The organism is Phaeobacter inhibens DSM 16374 (genome assembly GCF_000473105.1).
In the GTDB taxonomy this organism is placed as follows: domain Bacteria; phylum Pseudomonadota; class Alphaproteobacteria; order Rhodobacterales; family Rhodobacteraceae; genus Phaeobacter; species Phaeobacter inhibens.
Genome location: NZ_KI421498.1, coordinates 2571726 through 2592299, shown reverse-complemented (window position 1 = coordinate 2592299; position 20574 = coordinate 2571726). Strand labels below are relative to the sequence as shown.

Genomic DNA, 20574 nt, shown 5'->3' with positions numbered 1-20574 from the left:
GGAGGAGGCGTTACCTAAGTGAGTTTAACTCGGGCTGAATTGCTCCGCGCTCCAGGAATAGAAAGATAGGCGACTTTGGTGATCTTGGCTGGATCGATGGAGTCATGACGCTGAAGGAGCGACGATCGCCCTACGGCATTCACTATCTGGTTTGAACGGCTATTTTCTAACCCAGGAGCCCTACTGCACACCACAGATGACAGAGATATGGGGCGCTTTGAGGGGTAGGGTCCAACGCGCATTAGCAGATTCAACACCCGTATAACGGAGCGGATGTGTGAAATGTGCAGGGTCGTGGGCCCATCTGCGCATACTATGCGAGATCATCGTTTGGATGACCAAAGCCCGCCAATTTATGCAAAGTAAGATGAGGTTACACAGCTATTCTCAGGCCAGAACACCTCTACTCAGAGAAATTCCAGCCGACAGTGCCTTTCCAAGACACGATCGGCTGAGAACTCACGATGGGCGTACAGCCATCAGTCGATCTTCGCGTGGCAACAAGGTGCGCAGCGCTTTCAAGCATCGGTAGTGGTTGTCGGAGAGAACGGCATCGGTGGCCTCAGCCAGTGATGCACGGCTGTCAGGATCTGTGAACACTTGGCTAAGCTCCTCGATCCGGCGCAGCATCTGAAGACGATCTTCCTCGCCATCGACATCGCCAGATAGAACCAACTGGGCCGCGTAGCAGACGCGTCGTACTGGCGTATTTGCTTCTTCCGGGTGGATGGCATCACGCAGCCGCAGGATGTTCGCATCCGGGGTTACGATCGACAATCGACTGCGCCGATCTCCGTTTTCAATTACTGCACCGTTCACCAATACCCGCTCTTTCGGGGCAAGTTTCAGGACCAATCCGCTCATATTCAGGACGCTCCGCTGCGAAGGCCACGCATGATGGCCGTGTTGATTTCTACCAGAAGTCGCACATCCGCTTTGCGGGCCAGGACTTTGCTGGTGTGTTGATGGGTGAATTCCCCAAGCGAGAGCAGCTGAGCTTTCAATTCGTCCGGGAGTGGGTTTCCAGGACTGGCAACTTCGACTGAAAAGATCGACCATAGTTTGCGATTGTCGGTCAGTGCTGCGGCAAGTTCGGTAAAGCCTGGCTTACCTTTTTGGGCTGCGGCGACCATGCGACGGGTTACGCGGGCGATGACTTCGTATTCGAGGTTCTTTGCAGTTCGAGTCGGGGCCTTTGCCGCCGAATAGGCGCTCTTCGCCTTTAGAAGGGCATTCACGTGTTATCCTAACATGTAATCTACAGATTCTCTGCGATAGGGGACCTGGGGCGCGCGGTGGCGCCCCAGGTCAAGCTGCTATTAACGGAACAGCTGCATCAGGGTTTGTGGCGCCTGGTTTGCAATCGACAGCGATTGCACGGCCAGCTGCTGCTGGGTTTGAAGCGCTTTCAGCCTCGCAGATGATTCTTCCATATTCGTGTCGGTCATCGTGCTGACGCCCATTGTCAGGGAGTCAGACAGTTTCGACACAAACATGCCCTGGTCGGACAGGCGGTTGGAATCGGCACCCAGCTGAGCTGCGGCATCGATCGCGTTACCAAGCATGGTTTCGATCTCAGTCAGAGCAGTCGAAGCAGTTGCAACGTCAGTAATGGCGGTGATACCGGCAGTACTGATGTTTGATTCAGAATCGATCGCCGTCACTGTGATGGTATCCGCAGATGGATCCAATCCACCCAGAACAGTCAACGAGGTGGTGACGTTGTCATCAAGCAGGTTGGCCCCGTTGAATTCAGCGGAGTCGATGATCGATTCGATCTGTGCCGCTTTCTTGGCGATGCTGTCTTGGATCTTAGCATGATCAACGTTTTCCGAGTTTGCGGAAATCGCCAGCTGCTTCATCTCGGTCAGAGTTTCCACAATCTGCTCGGCACCGGACAGAGCCACAGCAACAGTTGCCTCACCGACGCCCAGAGACTCCTGAACCGACTTGTAGCCGGAAATGTCGGAGTCCATGGTTTTGGAGATCGCCCAAACCGCCGCGTTGTCTTTGGCCGAGCCGATGCGCTTACCGGTCGAAATCTGGCTCTGGGTATCATCAAGGCTGTTGTTCACGGACTGCAGGGTCTGCAGTGCAACCATTGCGCCATTGTTAGTCAGAATGCTGGACATAGCATGTATTCCTTTAATTAGAGGCGTTTTGACCTCTGGTTTCCCTGCCCCGAAGGGCGCTCTCTGACGTCTTTCTGACTATGCGTTCCGCCGTCCGGCTTCCGCGCCACCCTCTCTTGAAGGTGCAAAGTGACATTGGCCTACTATGTGCTAAAGGAGTGCTAATGCCGGAAATTCCATTGCTAGAATTTTCCCTAAATTGGGCCAGTTATGCGCGTTTCTCCAGGTTGGGAGTGCCACCGGTTGAAAAGCGGGTCTTGCGCCCCGACTGGTCATAGACATCCAGCCCTTTGCGCACACGGCGCAATTCCGCCATTCGGGCAGCGACCGCGCGGATACCTTCCATGGCGCTGTCCAGCAGAACCTGATTGCGAGACACTTTGCCCTGAACATGTTCCAGAGCTTCACGCTCCAGATCAGCGGTCATATTCAGTGTGGTTATGATTGTTTCCTTTTTGGCAAGCAGCGGCTCTAGCTCTTGCAGATTGCCACTTACAAGTGCCGCGCGCTCAGCATCCAGCAGAGCATCAAGTTCTTCGATCAACTGTTGCGGTGTTTGTTCAGTCATTGTCCTGTGCCTCTTTCAATGCGTGATAAAGTGATTCTGCCAGGCCGACGCCGCCCGCTTTGGTGATTTGCTCTGCCTGCGCGCGCACCAGGAAACTGGAAAACTGATCCTCGCCTGCGCCGCCGCCCATTGTTTCGCGACTTTCGCCAAGACCGGCGGATTTCAACATTTCTGTAAGGAAGGTCGCCTCAAGCTCCTGTGCGGCCTTGCGCAGCGGATCTTGTGGCGGCGGGGTGATGGCAGCGGGACGCCGCATCGCCGTAAGTTGAGCAATTGGTTCCATGATGTACCTCGTTCTGAGATGTCGAAATTGCTTCGATTTTTTCTATTTTGGCGGATGATCGGTTAAAATTGCCGTAACCGATTGGCGTTATGGTGCTGGCATCGAGATAGAATGTCTGGAAGCCAATGTTTATCAACGCACTTACAAACCCCACCTCTGGTGGGGCGCAGGGATCTGAGAAGATCCAGCAAGGCGAATCGGCAAAATCGCGTAATGGCGCAAGCTTTGATGCGGTTATGGCAGAGACTGCAAATTCGTCAGATGACGCAGGAACCGACGTAACGCAGGTGGAAGAGGTTCCTGAGCAGCAGGCGTCCTCAGCGGGTGCGTCGGAAAAGGCAAATCAAACAACACATGATGGTGAGGCCGAGCCGACCACCGGCGAGGACCCGCAAGATCCGCTGGATCAGGCGACCGCCGGGGGGGTCCTGGCAGATCAGGACGCTTTGGCGGTTCCGGCGCAGCTGAATGTCAATGTCGCCGAGCAAAAGCGGATTGATAAAGGCCATCGCGATGGTGCGTCTGCGGAGAAAGCTGCAAGCCAGGCAGCCGCATTGTCTCACCCAAGTGTTGAGGGCGTGAAGGCAACGGCCGAAGGCAACTCACCTGCGGATGGTTCGCCGGATGGTCCTGCTGTTGCGCCGAGTGCTGCTTCCGATGTCGAGATCACTATAAAGGACGGTTTGCCGTCAGACGCGAAGAGCGAGGGGGTTAAGACCGCCCCTGCCAACGCACAAAAGGCGCTGTCGGAAACGGGCGGCGTCCCGCAGCGGATGGTCAAAGACGCGGAAGGCCAGTCAACACGGGGACTGCGCAGCGATTCGGCAGCTGTAGAGACCAAGGCAGCAGGTGATGTCGCTGTGGATGCGCGCCAAACTACGGTCGAGGCAAACGGTACAACATCTGGGCCAAAAGGTCGGATCGTGCAAACCGATGCCGTCTCCAACCCTGGCGCCAATTCTCAGCCGGAGGTGAAATTCGCCAGCGCTTCGGAGACAGCGGCAGCGCAAGCCGAGACGGTGAAAGACGCTGCGAAACCGTCCGTGAGTGCGCAAACCCAACTGGTGCAACAGGCGAACCCAACGGCCAGTCCGTCTCCGTTGGACGGGGCGACTTCGCCGGTACGCGAAAAACTTGAATTGCGGCGTGCAGAAGTTGAACAAATGCGCGCACCCACGCCGACGCAAACCGCAGCGATGCTGCCTAAGGGCACATATTCGGTTGCCAGTTTTGGCCTGGGTGCGGGGGCGCTTACAGCCGCTATGCCAATATCTACGTCGGCGTTTGCTATTGATCCAGCGCTCTCAGCGGAGGCGGGCAGCAGCGCCGCGTCTGGTGGCAGCGCCGGACTTGAGCTGCCTGGTCTGTCACAGCTGCTGACAGAAGCAACGGTAAGCCCAGGGACCGTGCACAAACCTGAAACGCCCCGTTTGATCGCGAATCAGATGGCCGAAGCGCTGGCAATGAAGGGAGAGCGCAACGTCGATGTGGCGCTGAATCCCAAAGAGCTGGGGCACGTGAATATGCGCGTCTCCGTCACAGAGACTGGAGTCAGCGTCATGATTCAGACAGAGCGCGCTGAAACCGGTGACTTGATGCGACGCCATATCAATGAGCTGGCGGATGAGTTTAAGCGGATGGGGTTTGAGGATATTTCGTTCCAGTTCTCTGGTGATGAAGCCTCGAATCAAAGTGGCGGCCGCGGTGAGGCGAATACTCAGGCTGGCCGGTCCACTGGGCATGGTGATGAGGACCTGGCTGATCTTTCTGCAGAACCGATGACGCAATCACTCAACCTCGGTGAGGTTGGGCTTGATATGAGGATTTGAGATTATGACGACGACTGTATCGGGTGCTTCGGCATCGCAACAACAGCAAGCGGCGTCGACCGCTTCGGCTGAGCCAAAGAAAACCACGGGGATCGCCTCCGATTTTGAGACCTTTCTGAAGATGCTTACCGCACAGGCGCGGTATCAGGATCCTCTGGAGCCTATTGATTCAACAGAGTATTCGGCGCAGTTGGCGCAATTCTCGATGGTTGAACAACAGGTTCAGGGCAATGAGGTTCTGGAAGGGATCCAAGCGCAGCTGGGTCTGGCAAACATGGCAGCCATGTCCGGCTGGGTGGGTATGGAAACCCGATCGGCGGCACCCGCCTATTTCGATGGGACCAACCCTGTGACCGTTTCGCCGAACCCGGCCCAGATCGCCGACACTGTGCATCTGGTGGTCAAGGATGACACCGGTAAGGAGGTGCAGCGAATCAGCCTGCCTGTTTCAGCTGAACCGTATCAGTGGCAGGGTATTGATGACGACGGATATGCGTTTGATCCAGGCAGCTACAGCTTCACGCTGGAGAGCCAGAAAAACGGTGAAGTCGTCCTCTCTGACACCGCTGAAACCTACACAAGGGTAAAAGAAACTCAGATGCGTGGCAACGAAGTGGCCTTGATCCTGGAAGGCGGCTCAGCGATCTTGGCATCATCGGTGACAGCGCTGCGCGAACCTGTGACGCCTACAGTCTGACGCACAAGGGCACCGGAGATCTGGCTCGTGGGTGACACGGGCCGAAACCACGGAGCCTGGCCTGCCAAACCTGTCGCCATATTTTATCGCCCGCTTTCTGGCGTATCTGTCAGACTGCGGAGTGAGCGATGCCACGCCCTCGCCTCTCCTGGGGGGCCGCTCCAACCGTGTCTGGCGTTTGGGCGAGATTGTGGTGAAACTCTATGGCGACAGTCACGCCAATCCGCTCTTTGCCAATGATGCCGCACGCGAATACGCAACGCTTCAGGCACTGAACGGCACCGCTTTGGTGCCAGAGTTGCTGACATCCGGCCAGTTTGAGGGGCATGATTGGTTGGCATACCGGCATTCACCGGGCGTAACCTGGTCGTCGGGCACCGCAGAGGTGGCGGCTCTGCTTGGCCGGTTGCATGCACAGCCAGTGATACCAAGTTTGCCGGCAGGTGTGTCCGGCAGTGAGGAAATCAAAGACCAGACCCGGTCCATTTTGGCTTATTGCGGCGATGCCGGTGATCTGAACCGGCTTGAGCCCGGTAGGAAGATACCCGCAGCGGGGCGCAAGGTGTTGATCCACGGCGATCCTGTGCCCGGAAATATCGTAACCTCCGGCGGGTGTCTGACCCTGATCGACTGGCAATGCCCACAGATCGGAGATCCGGCTGAAGATCTTGCGCTGTTTCTGTCTCCCGCAATGCAGCAGGTCTATCGCGGTGCGCCCCTGACAGGAGCAGAAGAGGCTACGTTCCTTGCGGCATATCCGGATGCGCAGATCACCCAGCGCTACCTATTGTTGAAACCCTGGTTTCACTGGCGTATGACCGCCTATTGCCAATGGCGGGACGAACGGGATGGTGATCAGAACAGCCTTGCCTATCGCTTGGAACGGGCCGCACTAGAGGCCTGTCTGGAGCATGCCTGACCCACTCAGGACCACTATCTCGCAACAACAGCGTCAATCCCAAATTCATTGTTTCCAAATAGCTTACATGGCATATTGTGCGGAATGTCGCTGGCGGTGATGCAGTCGGGTTGACGACAGTCCGAGATGGCGCCTTTGCAACCGGGGATGGAAGCAGTCTTGAGTCTTTGGGAGTCTTATCGCATGCGGCTGCGGCGGAAACGTCGCATCCTGCGTGCCATGCGCAAGTCCCGCGAGTTGTCAGCGGTTCAGGACCAGACGGATCGCATTCGGCCGGGTGATATCCTGCTGGTAACCACCTTGCGCAATGAGCAGATCCGGTTGCCCTATTTCCTCGACTACTATCGCAAACTCGGCGTCAATCACTTCCTTATTGTCGACAACGGATCGGTGGACGGCACGCGTGAGTATCTGCGTGGCATGCCGGATGTCTCTGTCTGGCATACCGTGGCGAGCTACAAGCGTGCGGGATTTGGCATCGACTGGATGAACCATCTGAAACGGCGCTATGCCCATGGCCACTGGGTGTTGGTGGTCGATCCGGATGAGCTGTTCATATATCCTTTCTGCGACAGTCGACCCCTGCGCGCCCTGACGGATTGGCTGGACAGTTCGGCAATCCGCAGTTTTTCCGCGATGCTGATCGATGTTTACCCGAAGGGCAAGCTGGACGCCGTGCCTTACAACGCCGGGCAGGACCCGCTGGAGATCGCCAATTGGTTTGACAGCGGCAACTACTCGATCAAGCGTAATCCGACCTATGGCAACCTCTGGATACAAGGGGGACCACGGGCGCGGGTTTTCTTCTCAGATCAGCCGAAGAAGGCGCCAGCCCTGAACAAGATCCCCCTGGTTAAATGGGATCGGCGCTACGCCTACGTCAGCTCGACCCATGTCCTGCTGCCACGGGGGCTGAATCAGGTCTATGAAACCGACGGCGGTGAGAAAGCCAGTGGTGCGCTCCTGCACACCAAGTTTCTGCACACTTTTGTCTCCAAAGCCGAGGAAGAGATGCTGCGCGGGCAGCATTATGCCGGATCCGCCGAATACAAAGCCTATGCCGCGGTTGCCGGAGATCAGCCCGAGCTTTGGTGCAAGTGGAGTGAGAAATATATCAACTGGCGCCAGCTGGAGATTCTGGGCCTGATGTCCAAAGGAAATTGGGCATGAGCACTGTCGGCATCGTGATGCTGGTCCACACGGCACTGGACCGCGCAGAACAGGTTGCCCGGCATTGGGTGGCAGGGGGGTGCCCAGTTGTTCTGCATGTCGACAAAAAGGTCCCCCAGGCGACATATGCGGCGTTCAAGGCTGCGTTTTCCGGTGACCCGATGGTGCGGTTTTCGCGGCGACATCGCTGCGAATGGGGCACCTGGGGCATTGTTGCGGCGTCGCAGTCTGCCTCGGAGCTGTTGCTGGCGACATACCCATCGGTGCGGCATGTCTTCCTCGCCTCCGGGTCCTGCCTGCCGCTGCGTCCTGTGTCTGATCTGGTGGACTACCTTGCCGCGCGTCCGCGCACGGATTTCATCGAAAGCGCCACCACCGCTGATGTTCCGTGGATTGTCGGGGGGCTGGATGTCGAACGCTTTACATTGCGTTTTCCCTTCTCCTGGAAAAAACGCCGCTATCTCTTCGACAGATATGTCTCGCTACAACGCAAGTTGGGTATCCGGCGCAAGATCCCCGACGGCTTGGTCCCGCATATGGGCAGCCAGTGGTGGTGCCTGACACGGCAGACCCTGTCGGCAATTTTGGACGACCCGGACCGACCACGATATGACCGGTATTTCCGCAAGGTCTGGATCCCGGATGAAAGCTACTACCAGACGCTTGCGCGGCTCTATTCCGGTAACATCGAAAGTCGATCTCTCACTCTTTCCAAGTTCGATTTTCAGGGCAAACCGCATAATTTCTACGATGATCATCTGCAGCTGCTGCGCCGTTCTGATTGTTTTGTTGCGCGCAAGATCTGGCCTCATGCGGACCGGCTTTATGCGACGTTTCTGGGGGACCGGCCGGATGTGATGAAGAGCAGAGAACCCAATCCTGGCAAAATTGACCGGATTTTTGCCAAAGCGGTTGAGCGTCGGACACGCGGGCGTCCGGGGCTCTATATGCAGAGCCGCCTTCCCGCCAACGGGTTGGAAAATGGCATTACCTGTAATCCTTATTCGATGTTTCAGGGTTTCGCTGAGCTGTTCGAGAATTTTGAGGAATGGCTGACCCAGGTCACGGGCGCCAAGGTGCACGGGCATCTGTTTGCAGCTGATGGCGTCGAATTTGCCGATCGCCAGACGCTGATCAACGGTGGTCTCAGTGACAGTGCGAAGCTGCGCGACTACCATCCGAAGGGGTTTCTGACCAATCTGATCTGGAACACACGCGGAGAGCGACAGTGTTTTCAGTTCGGGCCACAGGACAATCAAGCTATCAACTGGCTGGTGGCGCGCGACCCCAATGCGCAGGTCTCAGTGATCTCCGGTGCCTGGGCGGTGCCGCTGTTCCGGTCCAACAAGAACTTCGCTGACTTACGGCGCGAGGCGGCGCGATTGCAGCAGATTGAGGCCAAACATATTGAAATCCTCCGCTCCAAATACGTGAAGGCGCGGGTGCGGATCTGGTCGATGGCTGAATTTGTAGAGTCGCCGATGGAGCCGATACAGACCGTTCTGGATGAATTTGGAGCGCAGGCGCAGCGCCACTTGAATACCGCGCCGACAATGGTGGATCTGGCGGGCTTTGGCCAGTTTCTGCAAAACCTCAAGAACCAGGGGATGCACCCCTATCTGATGGGCGATTTTCCGGCTGAACAAGGGCCGTTGAACATGCCCAAAACGCCGCGCAAACCTTATCTGGTACAATAACGAACCATGCCTCAGAACTTTGATTACTTCGTTGTGTTTGCTGAAATGCGCACTGGCTCGAATTTTCTTGAAGCCAATCTGAACGCACTGGAGGGGGTTACCTGCCATGGTGAGGCGTTTAACCCTCATTTTATCAGCTACCCAAACTGCGAGACGACACTGGGGTGGACGCAGCAGCGGCGCGATGGCGATGCACTGGGATTTCTGGACCGTTTTTGCAGGGCAGAGGGGGCGCTGAACGGGTTTCGCTATTTCCATGATCACGATCCACGCGTGCTGGATCAGATCTTGGACGATCCGCAGTGCGCCAAGATTATCCTGACCAGAAATCCGGCTGAAAGCTATGTCTCCCACCAGATTGCCAAGCGCACTGGTCAGTGGAAATTGACAAACGTGAAACGTCGCAAGACGGGGTTGGCAACGATCAATGCAGAGGAGTTCGCGCGGCATGTGACAGAGCTGCAGAACTTTCAGGTTACCTTGCTAAACCGGCTGCAGAAATCTGGGCAGACGGCCTTTTATGTCGCCTATGAGGATCTGCAGGATCTGGAGGTGCTCAATGGGTTGGCCAAATGGCTGGGCGTTGGAGCCCGGCTGGACCAGCTTGATGATAGCCTCAAACCGCAAAACCCCACCTCGCTTGAAGAGAAAGTCGCCAATCCGCAGGAGCTGGATCGCGCCATGGCGGGGTTAGATCGTTTCAACCTGTCCCGGACCCCAAATTTTGAACCACGGCGCGGGCCAGTGGTCCCTGAGTATGTGGCCGGTCAGCAGCTGCCATTGTTGTATCTGCCGATCAGCGGGGGGCCAACGGATGTTGTCTGCAATTGGATGGCCCGGCAGGAACCTGATGGCAGTGACGCGTTGATCTCGGGGATGAACCAGAAACAGCTGCGTCAGTGGAAGCGGGGTCATCCAAGATTCCGCAGCCTGACCGTGCTGCGCCACCCTGTAGCCCGCCTGCATCATGTTTTCTGCACTCGTATTCTGGACACCGGGCCGGGATCGATGCGCCAGATCCGCAATCTGATGCGCAACCAGTTCAAGGTACCTTTGCCGAAAGATCCGGCAGATGGGGCGTACACGTGGGACCAGCATCGCTTGGCCTTTACGAGGTTTGTCGAGGTGATTGGCGCTAATCTCTCGGGACAGACAGGGTTCCGCACTGATGCGTCTTGGGCGACGCAGGCGCAGACAATTGCCGGGTTCGCGACCATCCAGTCGCCGGATCTTATCCTGCGGGAAGCAGATTTGGCGCGCACACTGCCGGACCTGGCCCGCTGGCTTGGGCAATCAGAGAGTGTTCTGCCCAATGCGCCAGAGATGGACCATCCCTACCAACTGGCAGACATCTACGATGCTGAGCTGGAGGCGCAGATCGCGTCGGTGTATCAGCGCGATTATCTGTTGTTTGGATTTGGAGATTGGGGCGCCTGATCGCCAGATGATCAGACCGGATCAGGCCGCCTGAACGGACTGATCTTCTGTCAGGATCGTGTGGAGCGTTGCCGGATCGGGATTCGCCCGCAGTTTCGTGCAGAAACTCTGCTCGCGCAGGGTGCGCGACACCAGCGCGAGAGCCTTCAGGTGCTCGACACCGGCATCTTCGGGTGCAAACAGCGCGAACGCAATGTCGATCGGCTGGCGGTCCACAGCGCCAAATTCCAGCGGTGTGTCCAGCACCAGAAACACACCAACCACCTTGTCCAGACCATCAAGACGGGCATGGGGCAGGGCAACGCCGTGCCCGACTCCGGTGGGGCCAAGGCTTTCGCGATCCAGCAAAGCCTCGACCGTTGGTTGCGCGGGCAGCCCGTAGGCGAGTTGAGCAACATCAGCAATCTCTTGAAACAGACGCTTTTTGCTGGATGCAGCGCCAAAGACACGAACGGCCTCTGGCTTCAGGATGTTAGAGATCTGCATACTTCGATTGCTCCGCTCAACTCACGTAAGACGCCGTGACAGGTTACGGATCGATCCACCCGATATTCCCGTCTTCCCGACGATAGACGACATTCAGGCCGTCCTTGCCTTCCTTGCGAAACACCAGAACCGGGGCGCCTGCCAGTTCCATTTGCATCACGGCCTCACCAACCGAGAGGGACGGAATTTGCGTTTCCATCTCGGCGACGATGATTGGCTGCAATGACTCTGGTTCAGACTCGGTGCCGGCGTCTTCAGAGGCGAGGATATAAGAGCTAGCGCCGGAGAGTTCAACCGGCTCGCTCCGGTCGCGGTGATGGTCCTTCAGGCGGCGTTTGTAACGGCGCAGCTGTTTTTCCATTTTTTCACAGCAGGCCTCGAATGCGGCATAAATTTCAGTGGCATGCGCTTTTGCTTGCGCGGTCAGACCTGTGGACAGATGCACGGTCGTTTCACAAACATATTCATGCGCAGACCGCGAAAAGACGACATTGGCGTCAGTCGGGCGTTCAGCATATTTCGCGACCGCCGCTCCAAGCTCCGATTGCACATGGGACTGCAACGCTTCGCCAATGTCGATCTGTTTTCCGCTGATTTGGTAACGCATGTGATCTCCTTCACAAATAGACCTTCAAAACCCAGTTCGGGCCAAGCCCGCCTGCTATCGTTCAGTTTTGAAAGTGGGATTTAGGCAAGACAGTCGATTGCATTCGTCTGGGCCTTGGTAACAAGGCTGGAGCGAGGACAGCATCGGACTGCGGGTTTGCCATGGGTCAATTCGATGACAACCGGGCGGGAGAGTCAATGCAAATCGGCGTCAATCGGTTACCCAAATATGAGGAGGCAGCGGGTTTCCACCTGTTGTCATAGGGTTGACGGATGGCGCCCGAGAGAAGCGGCTATCGGACGCGGAGGCAGCACATCAGGGATTGCAGCTGGTGAGATCAGGAAATTCGGAAATTGTCACCGAGATAAACGCGGCGGACGTTCTCATTGTCGACCACCTCTGCTGGGGTGCCGGACATCAGCACCTTGCCGTCGTGCAGGATATATGCCCGGTCCACGATCTCCAGTGTTTCGCGGACATTGTGGTCGGTAATCAGCACGCCGATACCGCGTTTTTTCAGATCGCCGACCAGATGGCGAATGTCGCCTACAGAAATCGGATCCACTCCGGCGAAGGGCTCATCCAGCAGCAGATACTTAGGGTCTGCAGCTAGGCAGCGGGCGATTTCGACGCGGCGACGCTCGCCACCCGACAATGCGAGAGCCGGCGCGCGGCGCAGATGCTCGATTGAAAAATCTGACAGCAGCTCCTCCAGCCGCTCGCGCCGCTTGTGAGCGTGCTTTACCGCAATATCCAGCACGGAGGAGATATTGTCTTCTACCGACAGGCCGCGGAAGATCGACATCTCCTGCGGCAGATAGCCAATTCCCATGCGGGCACGGCGATACATTGGCAAGGTGGTGGCATTCTGCCCGTCAATCGTGACAGAGCCTGCTTCCGGAAATACGAGGCCAGCAATGGCGTAGAAGCTGGTGGTCTTACCCGAGCCGTTGGGCCCAAGCAGGGCGACCACCTCGCCTCGGTCCAGCGACATGGAGACGTCGCGGATCACCACTTTCTTGCTGTAGGATTTACGCAATTTTTCAATGCGCAGGCCTGAGCTGCCGCTGGTGACTGTCAGTTCCGGTTTTGCCATCAGTCACTGCCGCCGTTAAGGATGGTCTTGACGCGACCGGACAGGCTTGCGGTGCCGGTGGTCAGATCCACCACAAGACGGTTGGAGGTCAACGTGCCTGTTGACTGGCTCAGCAGGACATTGCCAGTCATCACAACAGTGCCAGAGTCGATGGTATACTCTGCCTTGTCGGCCTCAGCTGCGTCGGGACCATTGACCAGGATCACATTGCCGGAGGCTTCCAGCCGCTCCACGCCAGTCTTTCCGGTTTCGTCCTGCTTGTAGATCACCAGCACGTCATTTGCCGATAGGCGCATCACACCCTGAATAATCACCACATCACCGATAAACCGTGCCGAGCCATCAGCCTGATTTACATCCAGTGTTTCTGCGGTGACCTCAACCGGTTGGGAGGGGTCTGCCTTGACTGCGCCAAATGCAATGGACGCAGATTGCGCCGACAGCCCTGTGGAAAACAGGGTGACCGGCAGGCAGAACATCAAAACACGCAGATACAACACAGGTTATCTTTCCGATTGTTGCGGGTCATATAGCAGCTTGACCCCTTTGTTGAAAACCATATGTACCGCCCCGCTTTCGGTTTTTGTATCGATGTGCATGGCACCAGCGGTCAGATCACCTATGGCACCGCTGGCCTGAACCGGGCCGGGGCTGTCAGCGCGTACACCATTGAGCGCGGCATTCAATTCCTGAGTCGTGACACGCAAACCATCGCTGGACAGGATTTCAACATCGCCGCGAAAGTTTGCCATATCCTTATCCGGGCGCAAGGCGCCGGTGTCGGAACTTAGCAGGAAACGGCCGCCGCCGATCATCTTGATCTCAGCTTCAAGATTCACAGCCGTCGCCGGCGCATCTGCTCCGCCTGGGCGGGCGAGGGCAGCGGTCACCATGATTTCATCGCCCTGCGCCGTGGTGCCTGAGAAAAATGGCGCGGTGATCTGCTGACCACGGGTGCGGTCTTCCAGATCCTGCTCCGCAAAAGGGATCACTGCATCGGTGTTCACGCCGCGCGAAATCAGGAACATGGTCGACATCAACGCCAGAGCCATCAGCGGCAGCAGGACCTTCAGGTAGGCCACAAGGCGGGAATAGCCGTCCATCGTCCTTGGCCTCCGTTAGCCCAACCCGACGCGCAGGCAGTCGTGAATATGCAGCAATCCCACTGCCTGTGCTGTGTCACCTCCGGGATCGACAACAAACAGGCAGGTAATCTTACGGTCGTTCATGATCGCGACGGCCTCTTCGGCCAGGGAACCGGGGGCAATCGTGGTTGGTCTGCTGGTCATCACATCCGCCGCCGTCTTGTCCAGCAATCCATCCATATGCCGCCTTAGGTCACCGTCGGTGATAATGCCCTGCAGAGTGCCATTTGCGCCTGTTACGCCTGCGACACCAAATCCTTTCTGGCTGATTTCGATCAGCGCATCGGACATGGGGGTGTCGGCACCGACCAGTGGCAGCGCGGTCCCGTCATGCATAAGATCGTCAACCTTTGACAGCCGCGCACCCAATTTGCCACCGGGGTGGAAGGCGCGGAAGTTCTCAGGCCGGAAATCGCGATGCTTCATCAGGGCGATGGCCAGCGCATCACCCATCGCCAGGGTCAGCGTTGTTGAGATCGACGGCACCATGCCGAAGCCGCAAGCCTCCCCCAACGCGGGAATTTGCAGGTGCACATCTGCCTCTTTCATCAGGGTGCTGTCCATGCGGCTGGACAGACCAATAAGCGGGATACCGAAGCGACGTGTGAAGGACAGAAGATTGGCCAGTTCGGGCGCTTCGCCTGAGTTGGAGATCGCCAGAACCACATCACCCTTGGACAACATGCCGAGGTCACCATGGCTGGCTTCCGCTGGATGAACGAAATAGGCGGGGGTCCCGGTTGATGCGAGGGTGGCGGCGATCTTATGACCGATATGGCCGGATTTGCCGATCCCGCTGACGATGACGCGACCTTCGGCTTGCAAGACCAGATCAACCGCTTCGGCAAAGCGCGCATCCAGGCCGTCCGCCAGCGCATCAAGTGCGCGGGCTTCATCAGTGATCACCTGTCGCGCGGTGGCGAGGAATGTCTCTGCGCTGCTCATGAGTGTGCAAAGATGTCTGTGTCAGACCAACCCGCGAGGTCCAACTTGGCCCGCATTGGCAGGAAATCGAAGCAAGCTTGGGCCATTTCGCTGCGGTCTTCGCGATCCAGACGCTTGTCCAGAGCGGCACGCAAACGGTGTAGGTGCAGCACGTCGGAGGCGGCATAATCAAGCTGTGCGTCGCTCAGCTGGGCTGCGCCCCAATCGCTCATCTGCTGTTGTTTGGAAATATCCACGCCGATCAGCTCCTGCGTCAGGTTTCTCAGCCCATGGCGATCCGTATAGGTCCGCACCAGACGGCTGGCGATCTTTGTACAATACACCGGGGCCGCCAATGCGCCAAAGGCATGATACATCGCGGCAATATCGAACCGGCCAAAATGAAACAATTTCAGAACGTTGGGGTCCTCAAGCATCGCGCAAAGATTTGGCGCTTCGGACTGCCCCTTGGCGATCTGCACCATGTGGGCATTGCCGTCACCGCCCGACAGCTGGACAACACAGAGCCGATCCCGATGCGGGTTGAGCCCCATTGTCTCGCAGTCGATCGCGACCACCGGCCCCAGATCGAGCCCGTCGGGCAAGTCGTTTTGATAGAGGTGATTGGCCAAGAGACAGGATCCTTTGTCTTGCCGATGCGGCGGGTTTGGCACCGAGATAGGGGTTTCGGCGGGCAAACTCAACTCTTGCAGGGCGTAGGATCGGTCGGCACGTCTGCAATCAGGCGGAACCTCAGGTCAGGTCAAGGCGGAGCATAGTGAGTAACGGAGAGGCCGATACGCAATACCCAGCGCCATAGAGTGCTGTTCGTGCAAATTATACTGTCGGGGATATGGTGCCCAGGAGAGGACTCGAACCTCCACGTCCATACGGACACTAGCACCTGAAGCTAGCGCGTCTACCAATTCCGCCACCTGGGCAGGTGTCGTGAGGGGGCGTATAAGCAGAAGCGGCAGGGCCGTCAAACGGAAAATTCACTGCGTAGCAGATCCGGAAATTCGACGTCTGATCCGCGGGGATGGCAGGGAAATTTAAGGGGTGACATCAAGGGTGCAAACCGGCCATGCGCTCAATATGAGCGGCGTTATACGTTACTTGATATCGAGGGATATGGTGCCCAGGAGAGGACTCGAACCTCCACGTCCATACGGACACTAGCACCTGAAGCTAGCGCGTCTACCAATTCCGCCACCTGGGCAGGTGTCGTGAGGGGCGTATAAGCAGAAGCGGCAGGGCCGTCAAACGGAAAATTCATGGGTCTTGTTTCTTGCCATATCGGTCAGGGCGAGTGGCGGCTGCAGGCCACAGCTGATGTCGCCCCTAGATCTGGCAATGGTGGTCATGTGGGTCTGAGAAAGTTCATGTTAAGCGCCACATCAGTCAGAAAGACGCGCCAGGCGCTATGTGTGTCTTCGCTCCATTCCGGGCCGAGGGTCTCTGCCAGGGCACTGGTGAAGCTGTAAATGAATCCATCAAAATGTGCATCGGTGATCCGGATCGCACGATGGCGCTCTCCCTGATGTTTCAGAATCGCCGACAGTTTTTCCGGGTGATCCAATGCTTCTATAATATACGTGAGCGAAGTCAGCAATTTTTCATGCTGACCTGCCATATCATTGGGGAAAAATGTGCGAACATCGGGGCAGGTTTCGAAAAATTTCGTGTAGAACAGGGGCACAAAGTGATCCAGTTCCATACGTTCGCTTTCAACACTTCTGTGAATCAGGGTTCTGTCGTCCGCTGACACCATGATGCCGGGCCTCCGATCTGCCTTTGACATTTGATGAACTGGTATTCGGGATTGGTACACAGCCTATATCACGGAGCTAAATCAGCCGTTAATGGTCCTGTGGAATAGGGCGTAGAGCGAGTTGTGCCGTGATGGGGCGATTTGCGCCTTGTTCCAAAGGGCACGGGGCGGTAAATCGGATCAACAGCTAATGTAGGAGCCAAAAGATGTCCAAACTGGTCACGATCTATGGTGGGTCCGGTTTTGTCGGCCGTTACATCGCGCGCCGCATGGCCAAGGAGGGCTGGCGCGTCCGTGTCGCCGTACGCCGCCCGAATGAGGCGATGTATGTCAAACCTTATGGCGTGCCCGGCCAGGTGGAGCCTGTCCTGTGCAATATCCGCGATGATGCGTCGGTTGCCGCAGTGATGCAGGGGGCAGATGCGGTTGTGAACTGCGTTGGCATCCTGAATGAGCTGGGTAAAAACACATTTGATGCGGTGCAGGCAGATGGTGCTGATCGTATCGCGCGAATCGCTGCCGATCAGGGCGTCAGCACCATGGTGCATGTGTCTGCAATCGGTGCAGATCAGGACAGCGACAGCGCATACGCCCAATCCAAGGCTGCGGGCGAAACGGCCGTGCTGACCCATATGCCAGAGGCCGTGATTCTGCGTCCGTCCATCATTTTCGGTGCCGAAGATCAGTTTTTCAATCGGTTTGCTGCGATGACACGCCTGTCGCCGGTCCTGCCGATTGCCCATGCCGATACCAAGTTCCAGCCTGTTTATGTCGATGATGTCGCCAAGGCAGCTGTTGCTGCGCTGTTGGGACAGGCGAAGCCGGGCGTTTATGAGCTGGGCGGTCCGGAGGTGAAGAGCTTTGGCGCGCTGATGCAGCAGATGCTTGAGGTGATTGATCGCCGTCGTCTGGTGTTGTCGCTGCCCGGCCCGATTGCAAAGCTTGTGGCGCTTGGCTTTGATGTGATGCAATTCGTGAGCTTCCAGCTGATCGAGAACAAAATGCTGACCCGCGATCAGCTGAAGAACCTTGAGGCTGACAATGTGGTCTCTGATGGCGCCAAAGGTTTTGATGAGCTGGGGATCCGCCCGGTTTCCCTGGCGTCGGTTTTGCCGGACTACCTGTGGAAGTTCCGCCCCTCCGGTCAATACAATGAACTGATGGACTCCGCGCGCAACCTGCGCAACGATCTCTGATCACCCGGACCTGTCCGGAAAAGTTAAGGCGCGGCGCAGATCCGCGCCTTTTTTATTTGGCGTGGTTTGGCGCCGACTTGTCAGCCCTGATAGGCGATGGTCAGCAGCACTAGGCCCAAAGCCACGCGATAGATAACATAGGGTGTGAAGCTGACGGAGCGCAGCAGCCGCATCATCAGGGTCAGGGCCGCAAGCGCGGCAATCATCGACAACAGCGCCGCTATGGCCGCATCCCGCATCACCGCGGTGTTTGCATCTATGGCCACTTCAGCGCCCAGCAACACGCCCGAGGCGATGATTGTCGGGATCGACATCAGCATGGAGAGGCGCGCTGCATCCATCCGGGTATACCCCAGCTGGCGAGCGCCAGTGATGGTGATGCCGGACCTTGATGTGCCGGGGATCAGCGCGAGCATCTGCCACAGCCCCATGATCAGCGCATCGCGCAGATTCCAGTCGCTGCTTTCCTTATGTGCTGGCCCGTAGCGATCTGCCACATAAAGTACGAGGCCAAAGCCAAGCATCGTCCAGCCAATCACCTTCATAGACCGCAGCGCGTCACTCATCCCGCTGAAATGCAGAAACCCGCCAAACAGAACGGTTGGAATGGTCGCAACGATCAATCCCATGGCCAGTCGGGCGCCGGGTGTGTCCAGGCGTCCAGTCAGGGCGCGCGGCAGACCAATCAGCCCGGCTCGCACATCTTGCCAGAAGAACAGCATCACCGCCGCCAGCGTACCCACATGGACGGCGACGTCGATGATCTGCCCCTGATCTTCCAGCCCTGTCAGCCCTGGCAGTAGGATCAGATGGCCGGAGGAGGACACCGGCAGGAATTCGGTGATACCCTGAATCAGGGCAATGAGGATCAGCTGATAGAGTGGCATTATATTGGTCCGATTGGGGATCCCGCAGGGATGGCAAAGAACAGCAGGCGTGTAAATCCATTGATTTCATTGGGAGTTGCCGCGCATTGGTCCGAAGTGGACCTAAAATTACTGTACATTTCCGCTCAGGAGAGTATCAGGACATAACTGCTGCCATATTAGGTCAGTATAGTTGACTTTTAATTCGCTTCGCTCCGATCGCTCATATATCGCAGCCAGCCCAACATGGAGTCCGCCCCGTGGCCAAGCAACCGATGCTCAAATTCGTGCAAATCGATCGCGACATGCCCAGCAAACGGGCCGCAGAAGATCGCAGGGAAGATTTCGACGAAATCTATGCCGAATTCGCGGCCGCCAAGGCTGAAGAACAAGCCAGCCGCTGCAGCCAATGTGGCGTGCCGTACTGCCAGTCGCATTGCCCTTTGCACAACAATATCCCTGATTGGCTTCGCCTGACGGCCACGGGCCGCCTGCAAGAGGCGTATGAGACCAGCCAGGCCACCAATACGTTCCCGGAAATTTGCGGTCGGATTTGTCCGCAGGACCGTCTGTGCGAAGGCAACTGTGTGATCGAACAATCGGGTCATGGTACGGTCACCATCGGCGCGGTTGAAAAATACATCACCGACACGGCCTGGGACAAAGGCTGGGTACAGCCAATCAAACCGGCGCATGAGCGCAGCGAATCTGTCGGGATCATTGGCGCAGGCCCGGGTGGTCTGGCCGCCGCGGACATGCTGCGTCGCGCTGGTGTGAAGGTCACCATCTATGATCGCTACGATCGCGCCGGTGGTCTGTTGACCTACGGTATTCCCGGCTTCAAGTTGGAAAAAGACGTCGTGACGCGCCGCAATCAGCTGCTTGCGGATGGCGGTGTTGAGTTCGTGATGAACTGCAACGTGGGGCAGGACATTTCCTTTGACGATATCCGTGCCAAACATGATGCGGTGATCATCGCCACCGGTGTCTACAAGTCCCGCGATTTGGAGATGCCGGGTTCCGGTGCCACCGGGATCGTAAAGGCGATTGATTTCCTGACCGTGTCCAACAAGGCGTCGAACTTTGGCGACAGCATTGAAGAATTCGACAACGGCACCCTCAACGCTGATGGCAAGCGTGTCGTGGTGATCGGAGGTGGTGACACTGCGATGGACTGCGTGCGGACGTCTATTCGTCAAGGCGCAACTTCGGTGAAATGTCTCTATCGTCGTGACCGTGCCAATATGCCGGGCTCGCAGCGCGAAACCCAGAACGCCGAGGAAGAGGGCGTGGTGTTTGAGTGGCTATCTGCGCCCAAAGGCTTCACCGATGACGGCGGCAAGGTTGCAGGCGTGATGGTGCAGAAAATGCGCCTGGGGCAGCCTGATGCCTCTGGCCGTCAGGCCCCCGAGGTGATCGAAGGTGCCGATTATATTGAACCTGCTGATCTGGTGATCAAGGCGCTTGGGTTCGAGCCTGAGAATCTGCCGACGCTCTGGGATCAGCCAGAACTGCCGGTGACCCGCTGGGGCACCGTCAAGGCGGCATTCCAGACCGGCGCGACTGAGCTGGATGGCGTCTACGCTGCCGGTGATATCGTGCGCGGTGCGTCGCTGGTCGTCTGGGCTATCAAGGATGGGCGCGACTGTGCCGAGGCAATCCTGAGCCGTTTCAACACCGCCGCCAGCAGCATGGCCGCTGAGTAAGACAGATATTCTACCGGGCAGGTGCCGCCCCCAAGGGGCCGCCCA

General features: G+C 57.3%; 22 protein-coding genes and 2 tRNA genes. 8 read left to right on the top strand and 16 right to left on the bottom strand.

Translation table 11 applies throughout. The annotated features are described in order from the left end of the window. Positions 1 to 459 precede the first annotated feature (459 nt). From flbT to INHI_RS0116120, 5 genes are all read right to left on the bottom strand, one after another. A complete protein-coding gene (gene flbT, locus INHI_RS0116140) occupies positions 460 to 864 on the bottom strand; it encodes a flagellar biosynthesis repressor FlbT (RefSeq protein ID WP_014876468.1) in 405 nt (134 codons plus the stop codon). Positions 865 to 866: 2 nt separating this feature from the next. Beyond that, the gene (gene flaF, locus INHI_RS0116135; RefSeq protein ID WP_014876469.1) at positions 867 to 1238 is read right to left on the bottom strand and encodes a flagellar biosynthesis regulator FlaF; all 372 of its coding nucleotides are present in this window, start codon (positions 1236 to 1238) and stop codon (positions 867 to 869) included. An 81-nt stretch (positions 1239 to 1319) separates the two neighbouring features. Beyond that, the gene (locus INHI_RS0116130) at positions 1320 to 2132 is read right to left on the bottom strand and encodes a flagellin N-terminal helical domain-containing protein (protein ID WP_014881585.1); all 813 of its coding nucleotides are present in this window, start codon (positions 2130 to 2132) and stop codon (positions 1320 to 1322) included. A 208-nt stretch (positions 2133 to 2340) separates the two neighbouring features. Then, on the bottom strand, positions 2341 to 2700 hold the full coding sequence (gene flgN / locus INHI_RS0116125; protein WP_014876471.1) for a flagellar export chaperone FlgN: 360 nt from the start codon (positions 2698 to 2700) through the stop codon (positions 2341 to 2343). After that, positions 2693 to 2983 carry a rod-binding protein gene (locus INHI_RS0116120; RefSeq protein WP_027248290.1) on the bottom strand — a complete coding sequence of 97 codons (291 nt, stop codon included), beginning with the start codon at positions 2981 to 2983 and terminating at the stop codon, positions 2693 to 2695. The genes flgN and INHI_RS0116120 overlap by 8 nt, the downstream gene beginning before the upstream one ends. Before the next feature lie 236 nt (positions 2984 to 3219). Here INHI_RS0116120 and fliK point away from each other — a divergent pair, with 236 nt between their 5' ends. The 6 genes from fliK to INHI_RS0116090 all read left to right on the top strand — a co-directional run bounded on the left by fliK (position 3220) and on the right by INHI_RS0116090 (position 10732). Further along, positions 3220 to 4812, top strand: a complete 1593-nt coding sequence (gene fliK, locus INHI_RS0116115) for a flagellar hook-length control protein FliK (RefSeq protein WP_254656896.1) — start codon at positions 3220 to 3222, stop codon at positions 4810 to 4812. Positions 4813 to 4816: 4 nt separating this feature from the next. Beyond that, positions 4817 to 5509, top strand: coding sequence for a flagellar hook capping FlgD N-terminal domain-containing protein (locus INHI_RS0116110; protein WP_014881587.1), 693 nt, complete (start codon positions 4817 to 4819; stop codon positions 5507 to 5509). 31 nt (positions 5510 to 5540) lie between these two features. Next, positions 5541 to 6428 (top strand): phosphotransferase family protein, encoded by an 888-nt coding sequence (locus INHI_RS0116105; protein ID WP_027248288.1) that lies wholly within the window; start codon positions 5541 to 5543, stop codon positions 6426 to 6428. A gap of 183 nt (positions 6429 to 6611) precedes the next feature. Further along, positions 6612 to 7598, top strand: a complete 987-nt coding sequence (locus tag INHI_RS0116100; RefSeq protein ID WP_014881589.1) for a glycosyltransferase family 2 protein — start codon at positions 6612 to 6614, stop codon at positions 7596 to 7598. Continuing rightward, entirely contained in the window at positions 7595 to 9295 is a 1701-nt protein-coding gene (locus INHI_RS0116095; RefSeq protein ID WP_014876477.1) for a DUF5927 domain-containing protein, read from the top strand. Before INHI_RS0116100 ends, INHI_RS0116095 begins: the two co-directional genes overlap by 4 nt. A gap of 6 nt (positions 9296 to 9301) precedes the next feature. Further along, the gene (locus INHI_RS0116090; protein ID WP_027248287.1) at positions 9302 to 10732 is read left to right on the top strand and encodes a sulfotransferase family 2 domain-containing protein; all 1431 of its coding nucleotides are present in this window, start codon (positions 9302 to 9304) and stop codon (positions 10730 to 10732) included. Positions 10733 to 10753: 21 nt separating this feature from the next. Here the strand turns inward: INHI_RS0116090 and INHI_RS0116085 are convergent, their stop codons facing one another. The 10 genes from INHI_RS0116085 to INHI_RS0116040 form a co-directional block, all read right to left on the bottom strand. Beyond that, a complete protein-coding gene (locus INHI_RS0116085; RefSeq protein WP_014876479.1) occupies positions 10754 to 11218 on the bottom strand; it encodes a PTS sugar transporter subunit IIA in 465 nt (154 codons plus the stop codon). Positions 11219 to 11261: 43 nt separating this feature from the next. Continuing rightward, positions 11262 to 11825: a ribosome hibernation-promoting factor, HPF/YfiA family gene (hpf, locus tag INHI_RS0116080; protein ID WP_014876480.1), complete on the bottom strand. Its 564-nt coding sequence runs from the start codon at positions 11823 to 11825 to the stop codon at positions 11262 to 11264. 337 nt (positions 11826 to 12162) lie between these two features. Then, on the bottom strand, positions 12163 to 12921 hold the full coding sequence (lptB, locus tag INHI_RS0116075; RefSeq protein WP_014876481.1) for an LPS export ABC transporter ATP-binding protein: 759 nt from the start codon (positions 12919 to 12921) through the stop codon (positions 12163 to 12165). After that, complete coding sequence (locus INHI_RS0116070) at positions 12921 to 13400, bottom strand: LptA/OstA family protein (protein WP_014881592.1); 480 nt, start codon at positions 13398 to 13400, stop codon at positions 12921 to 12923. Before INHI_RS0116070 ends, lptB begins: the two co-directional genes overlap by 1 nt. Before the next feature lie 24 nt (positions 13401 to 13424). Next, on the bottom strand, positions 13425 to 14024 hold the full coding sequence (gene lptC / locus INHI_RS0116065; protein ID WP_027248286.1) for an LPS export ABC transporter periplasmic protein LptC: 600 nt from the start codon (positions 14022 to 14024) through the stop codon (positions 13425 to 13427). A gap of 15 nt (positions 14025 to 14039) precedes the next feature. Then, on the bottom strand, positions 14040 to 15011 hold the full coding sequence (locus INHI_RS0116060) for a KpsF/GutQ family sugar-phosphate isomerase (RefSeq protein WP_027248285.1): 972 nt from the start codon (positions 15009 to 15011) through the stop codon (positions 14040 to 14042). Next, positions 15008 to 15622, bottom strand: coding sequence for a ribonuclease D (locus tag INHI_RS0116055; protein WP_014881595.1), 615 nt, complete (start codon positions 15620 to 15622; stop codon positions 15008 to 15010). Before INHI_RS0116055 ends, INHI_RS0116060 begins: the two co-directional genes overlap by 4 nt. A gap of 222 nt (positions 15623 to 15844) precedes the next feature. Continuing rightward, positions 15845 to 15931: transfer RNA gene (locus INHI_RS0116050), tRNA-Leu, on the bottom strand. A 191-nt stretch (positions 15932 to 16122) separates the two neighbouring features. Next, positions 16123 to 16209: transfer RNA gene (locus INHI_RS0116045), tRNA-Leu, on the bottom strand. 141 nt (positions 16210 to 16350) lie between these two features. After that, entirely contained in the window at positions 16351 to 16761 is a 411-nt protein-coding gene (locus INHI_RS0116040; RefSeq protein ID WP_014876486.1) for a globin domain-containing protein, read from the bottom strand. A gap of 206 nt (positions 16762 to 16967) precedes the next feature. Between INHI_RS0116040 and INHI_RS0116035 the strand changes: the two genes are divergently transcribed. Then, positions 16968 to 17957 carry a complex I NDUFA9 subunit family protein gene (locus tag INHI_RS0116035; protein WP_014881596.1) on the top strand — a complete coding sequence of 330 codons (990 nt, stop codon included), beginning with the start codon at positions 16968 to 16970 and terminating at the stop codon, positions 17955 to 17957. An 80-nt stretch (positions 17958 to 18037) separates the two neighbouring features. Here INHI_RS0116035 and INHI_RS0116030 read toward each other — a convergent pair whose 3' ends face one another. Then, complete coding sequence (locus INHI_RS0116030) at positions 18038 to 18844, bottom strand: undecaprenyl-diphosphate phosphatase (RefSeq protein ID WP_027248284.1); 807 nt, start codon at positions 18842 to 18844, stop codon at positions 18038 to 18040. 239 nt (positions 18845 to 19083) lie between these two features. Here INHI_RS0116030 and INHI_RS0116025 point away from each other — a divergent pair, with 239 nt between their 5' ends. Next, on the top strand, positions 19084 to 20529 hold the full coding sequence (locus tag INHI_RS0116025; protein WP_027248283.1) for an NAD(P)-dependent oxidoreductase: 1446 nt from the start codon (positions 19084 to 19086) through the stop codon (positions 20527 to 20529). Positions 20530 to 20574: the final 45 nt, after the last annotated feature.

What these genes read in the sequence shown, in the direction of transcription:
- flbT (WP_014876468.1), bottom strand. Translation starts at nt 864, where the DNA reads ATGAGCGGATTGGTCCTGAAACTTGCCCCGAAAGAGCGGGTATTGGTG.
- INHI_RS0116130 (WP_014881585.1), bottom strand. Translation starts at nt 2,132, where the DNA reads ATGTCCAGCATTCTGACTAACAATGGCGCAATGGTTGCACTGCAGACC.
- flgN (WP_014876471.1), bottom strand. Translation starts at nt 2,700, where the DNA reads ATGACTGAACAAACACCGCAACAGTTGATCGAAGAACTTGATGCTCTG.
- INHI_RS0116120 (WP_027248290.1), bottom strand. Translation starts at nt 2,983, where the DNA reads ATGGAACCAATTGCTCAACTTACGGCGATGCGGCGTCCCGCTGCCATC.
- fliK (WP_254656896.1), top strand. Translation starts at nt 3,220, where the DNA reads ATGGCAGAGACTGCAAATTCGTCAGATGACGCAGGAACCGACGTAACG.
- INHI_RS0116110 (WP_014881587.1), top strand. Translation starts at nt 4,817, where the DNA reads ATGACGACGACTGTATCGGGTGCTTCGGCATCGCAACAACAGCAAGCG.
- INHI_RS0116100 (WP_014881589.1), top strand. Translation starts at nt 6,612, where the DNA reads ATGCGGCTGCGGCGGAAACGTCGCATCCTGCGTGCCATGCGCAAGTCC.
- INHI_RS0116095 (WP_014876477.1), top strand. Translation starts at nt 7,595, where the DNA reads ATGAGCACTGTCGGCATCGTGATGCTGGTCCACACGGCACTGGACCGC.
- INHI_RS0116090 (WP_027248287.1), top strand. Translation starts at nt 9,302, where the DNA reads ATGCCTCAGAACTTTGATTACTTCGTTGTGTTTGCTGAAATGCGCACT.
- INHI_RS0116085 (WP_014876479.1), bottom strand. Translation starts at nt 11,218, where the DNA reads ATGCAGATCTCTAACATCCTGAAGCCAGAGGCCGTTCGTGTCTTTGGC.
- hpf (WP_014876480.1), bottom strand. Translation starts at nt 11,825, where the DNA reads ATGCGTTACCAAATCAGCGGAAAACAGATCGACATTGGCGAAGCGTTG.
- lptB (WP_014876481.1), bottom strand. Translation starts at nt 12,921, where the DNA reads ATGGCAAAACCGGAACTGACAGTCACCAGCGGCAGCTCAGGCCTGCGC.
- INHI_RS0116070 (WP_014881592.1), bottom strand. Translation starts at nt 13,400, where the DNA reads ATGTTCTGCCTGCCGGTCACCCTGTTTTCCACAGGGCTGTCGGCGCAA.
- lptC (WP_027248286.1), bottom strand. Translation starts at nt 14,024, where the DNA reads ATGGACGGCTATTCCCGCCTTGTGGCCTACCTGAAGGTCCTGCTGCCG.
- INHI_RS0116060 (WP_027248285.1), bottom strand. Translation starts at nt 15,011, where the DNA reads ATGAGCAGCGCAGAGACATTCCTCGCCACCGCGCGACAGGTGATCACT.
- INHI_RS0116040 (WP_014876486.1), bottom strand. Translation starts at nt 16,761, where the DNA reads ATGGTGTCAGCGGACGACAGAACCCTGATTCACAGAAGTGTTGAAAGC.
- INHI_RS0116035 (WP_014881596.1), top strand. Translation starts at nt 16,968, where the DNA reads ATGTCCAAACTGGTCACGATCTATGGTGGGTCCGGTTTTGTCGGCCGT.
- INHI_RS0116030 (WP_027248284.1), bottom strand. Translation starts at nt 18,844, where the DNA reads ATGCCACTCTATCAGCTGATCCTCATTGCCCTGATTCAGGGTATCACC.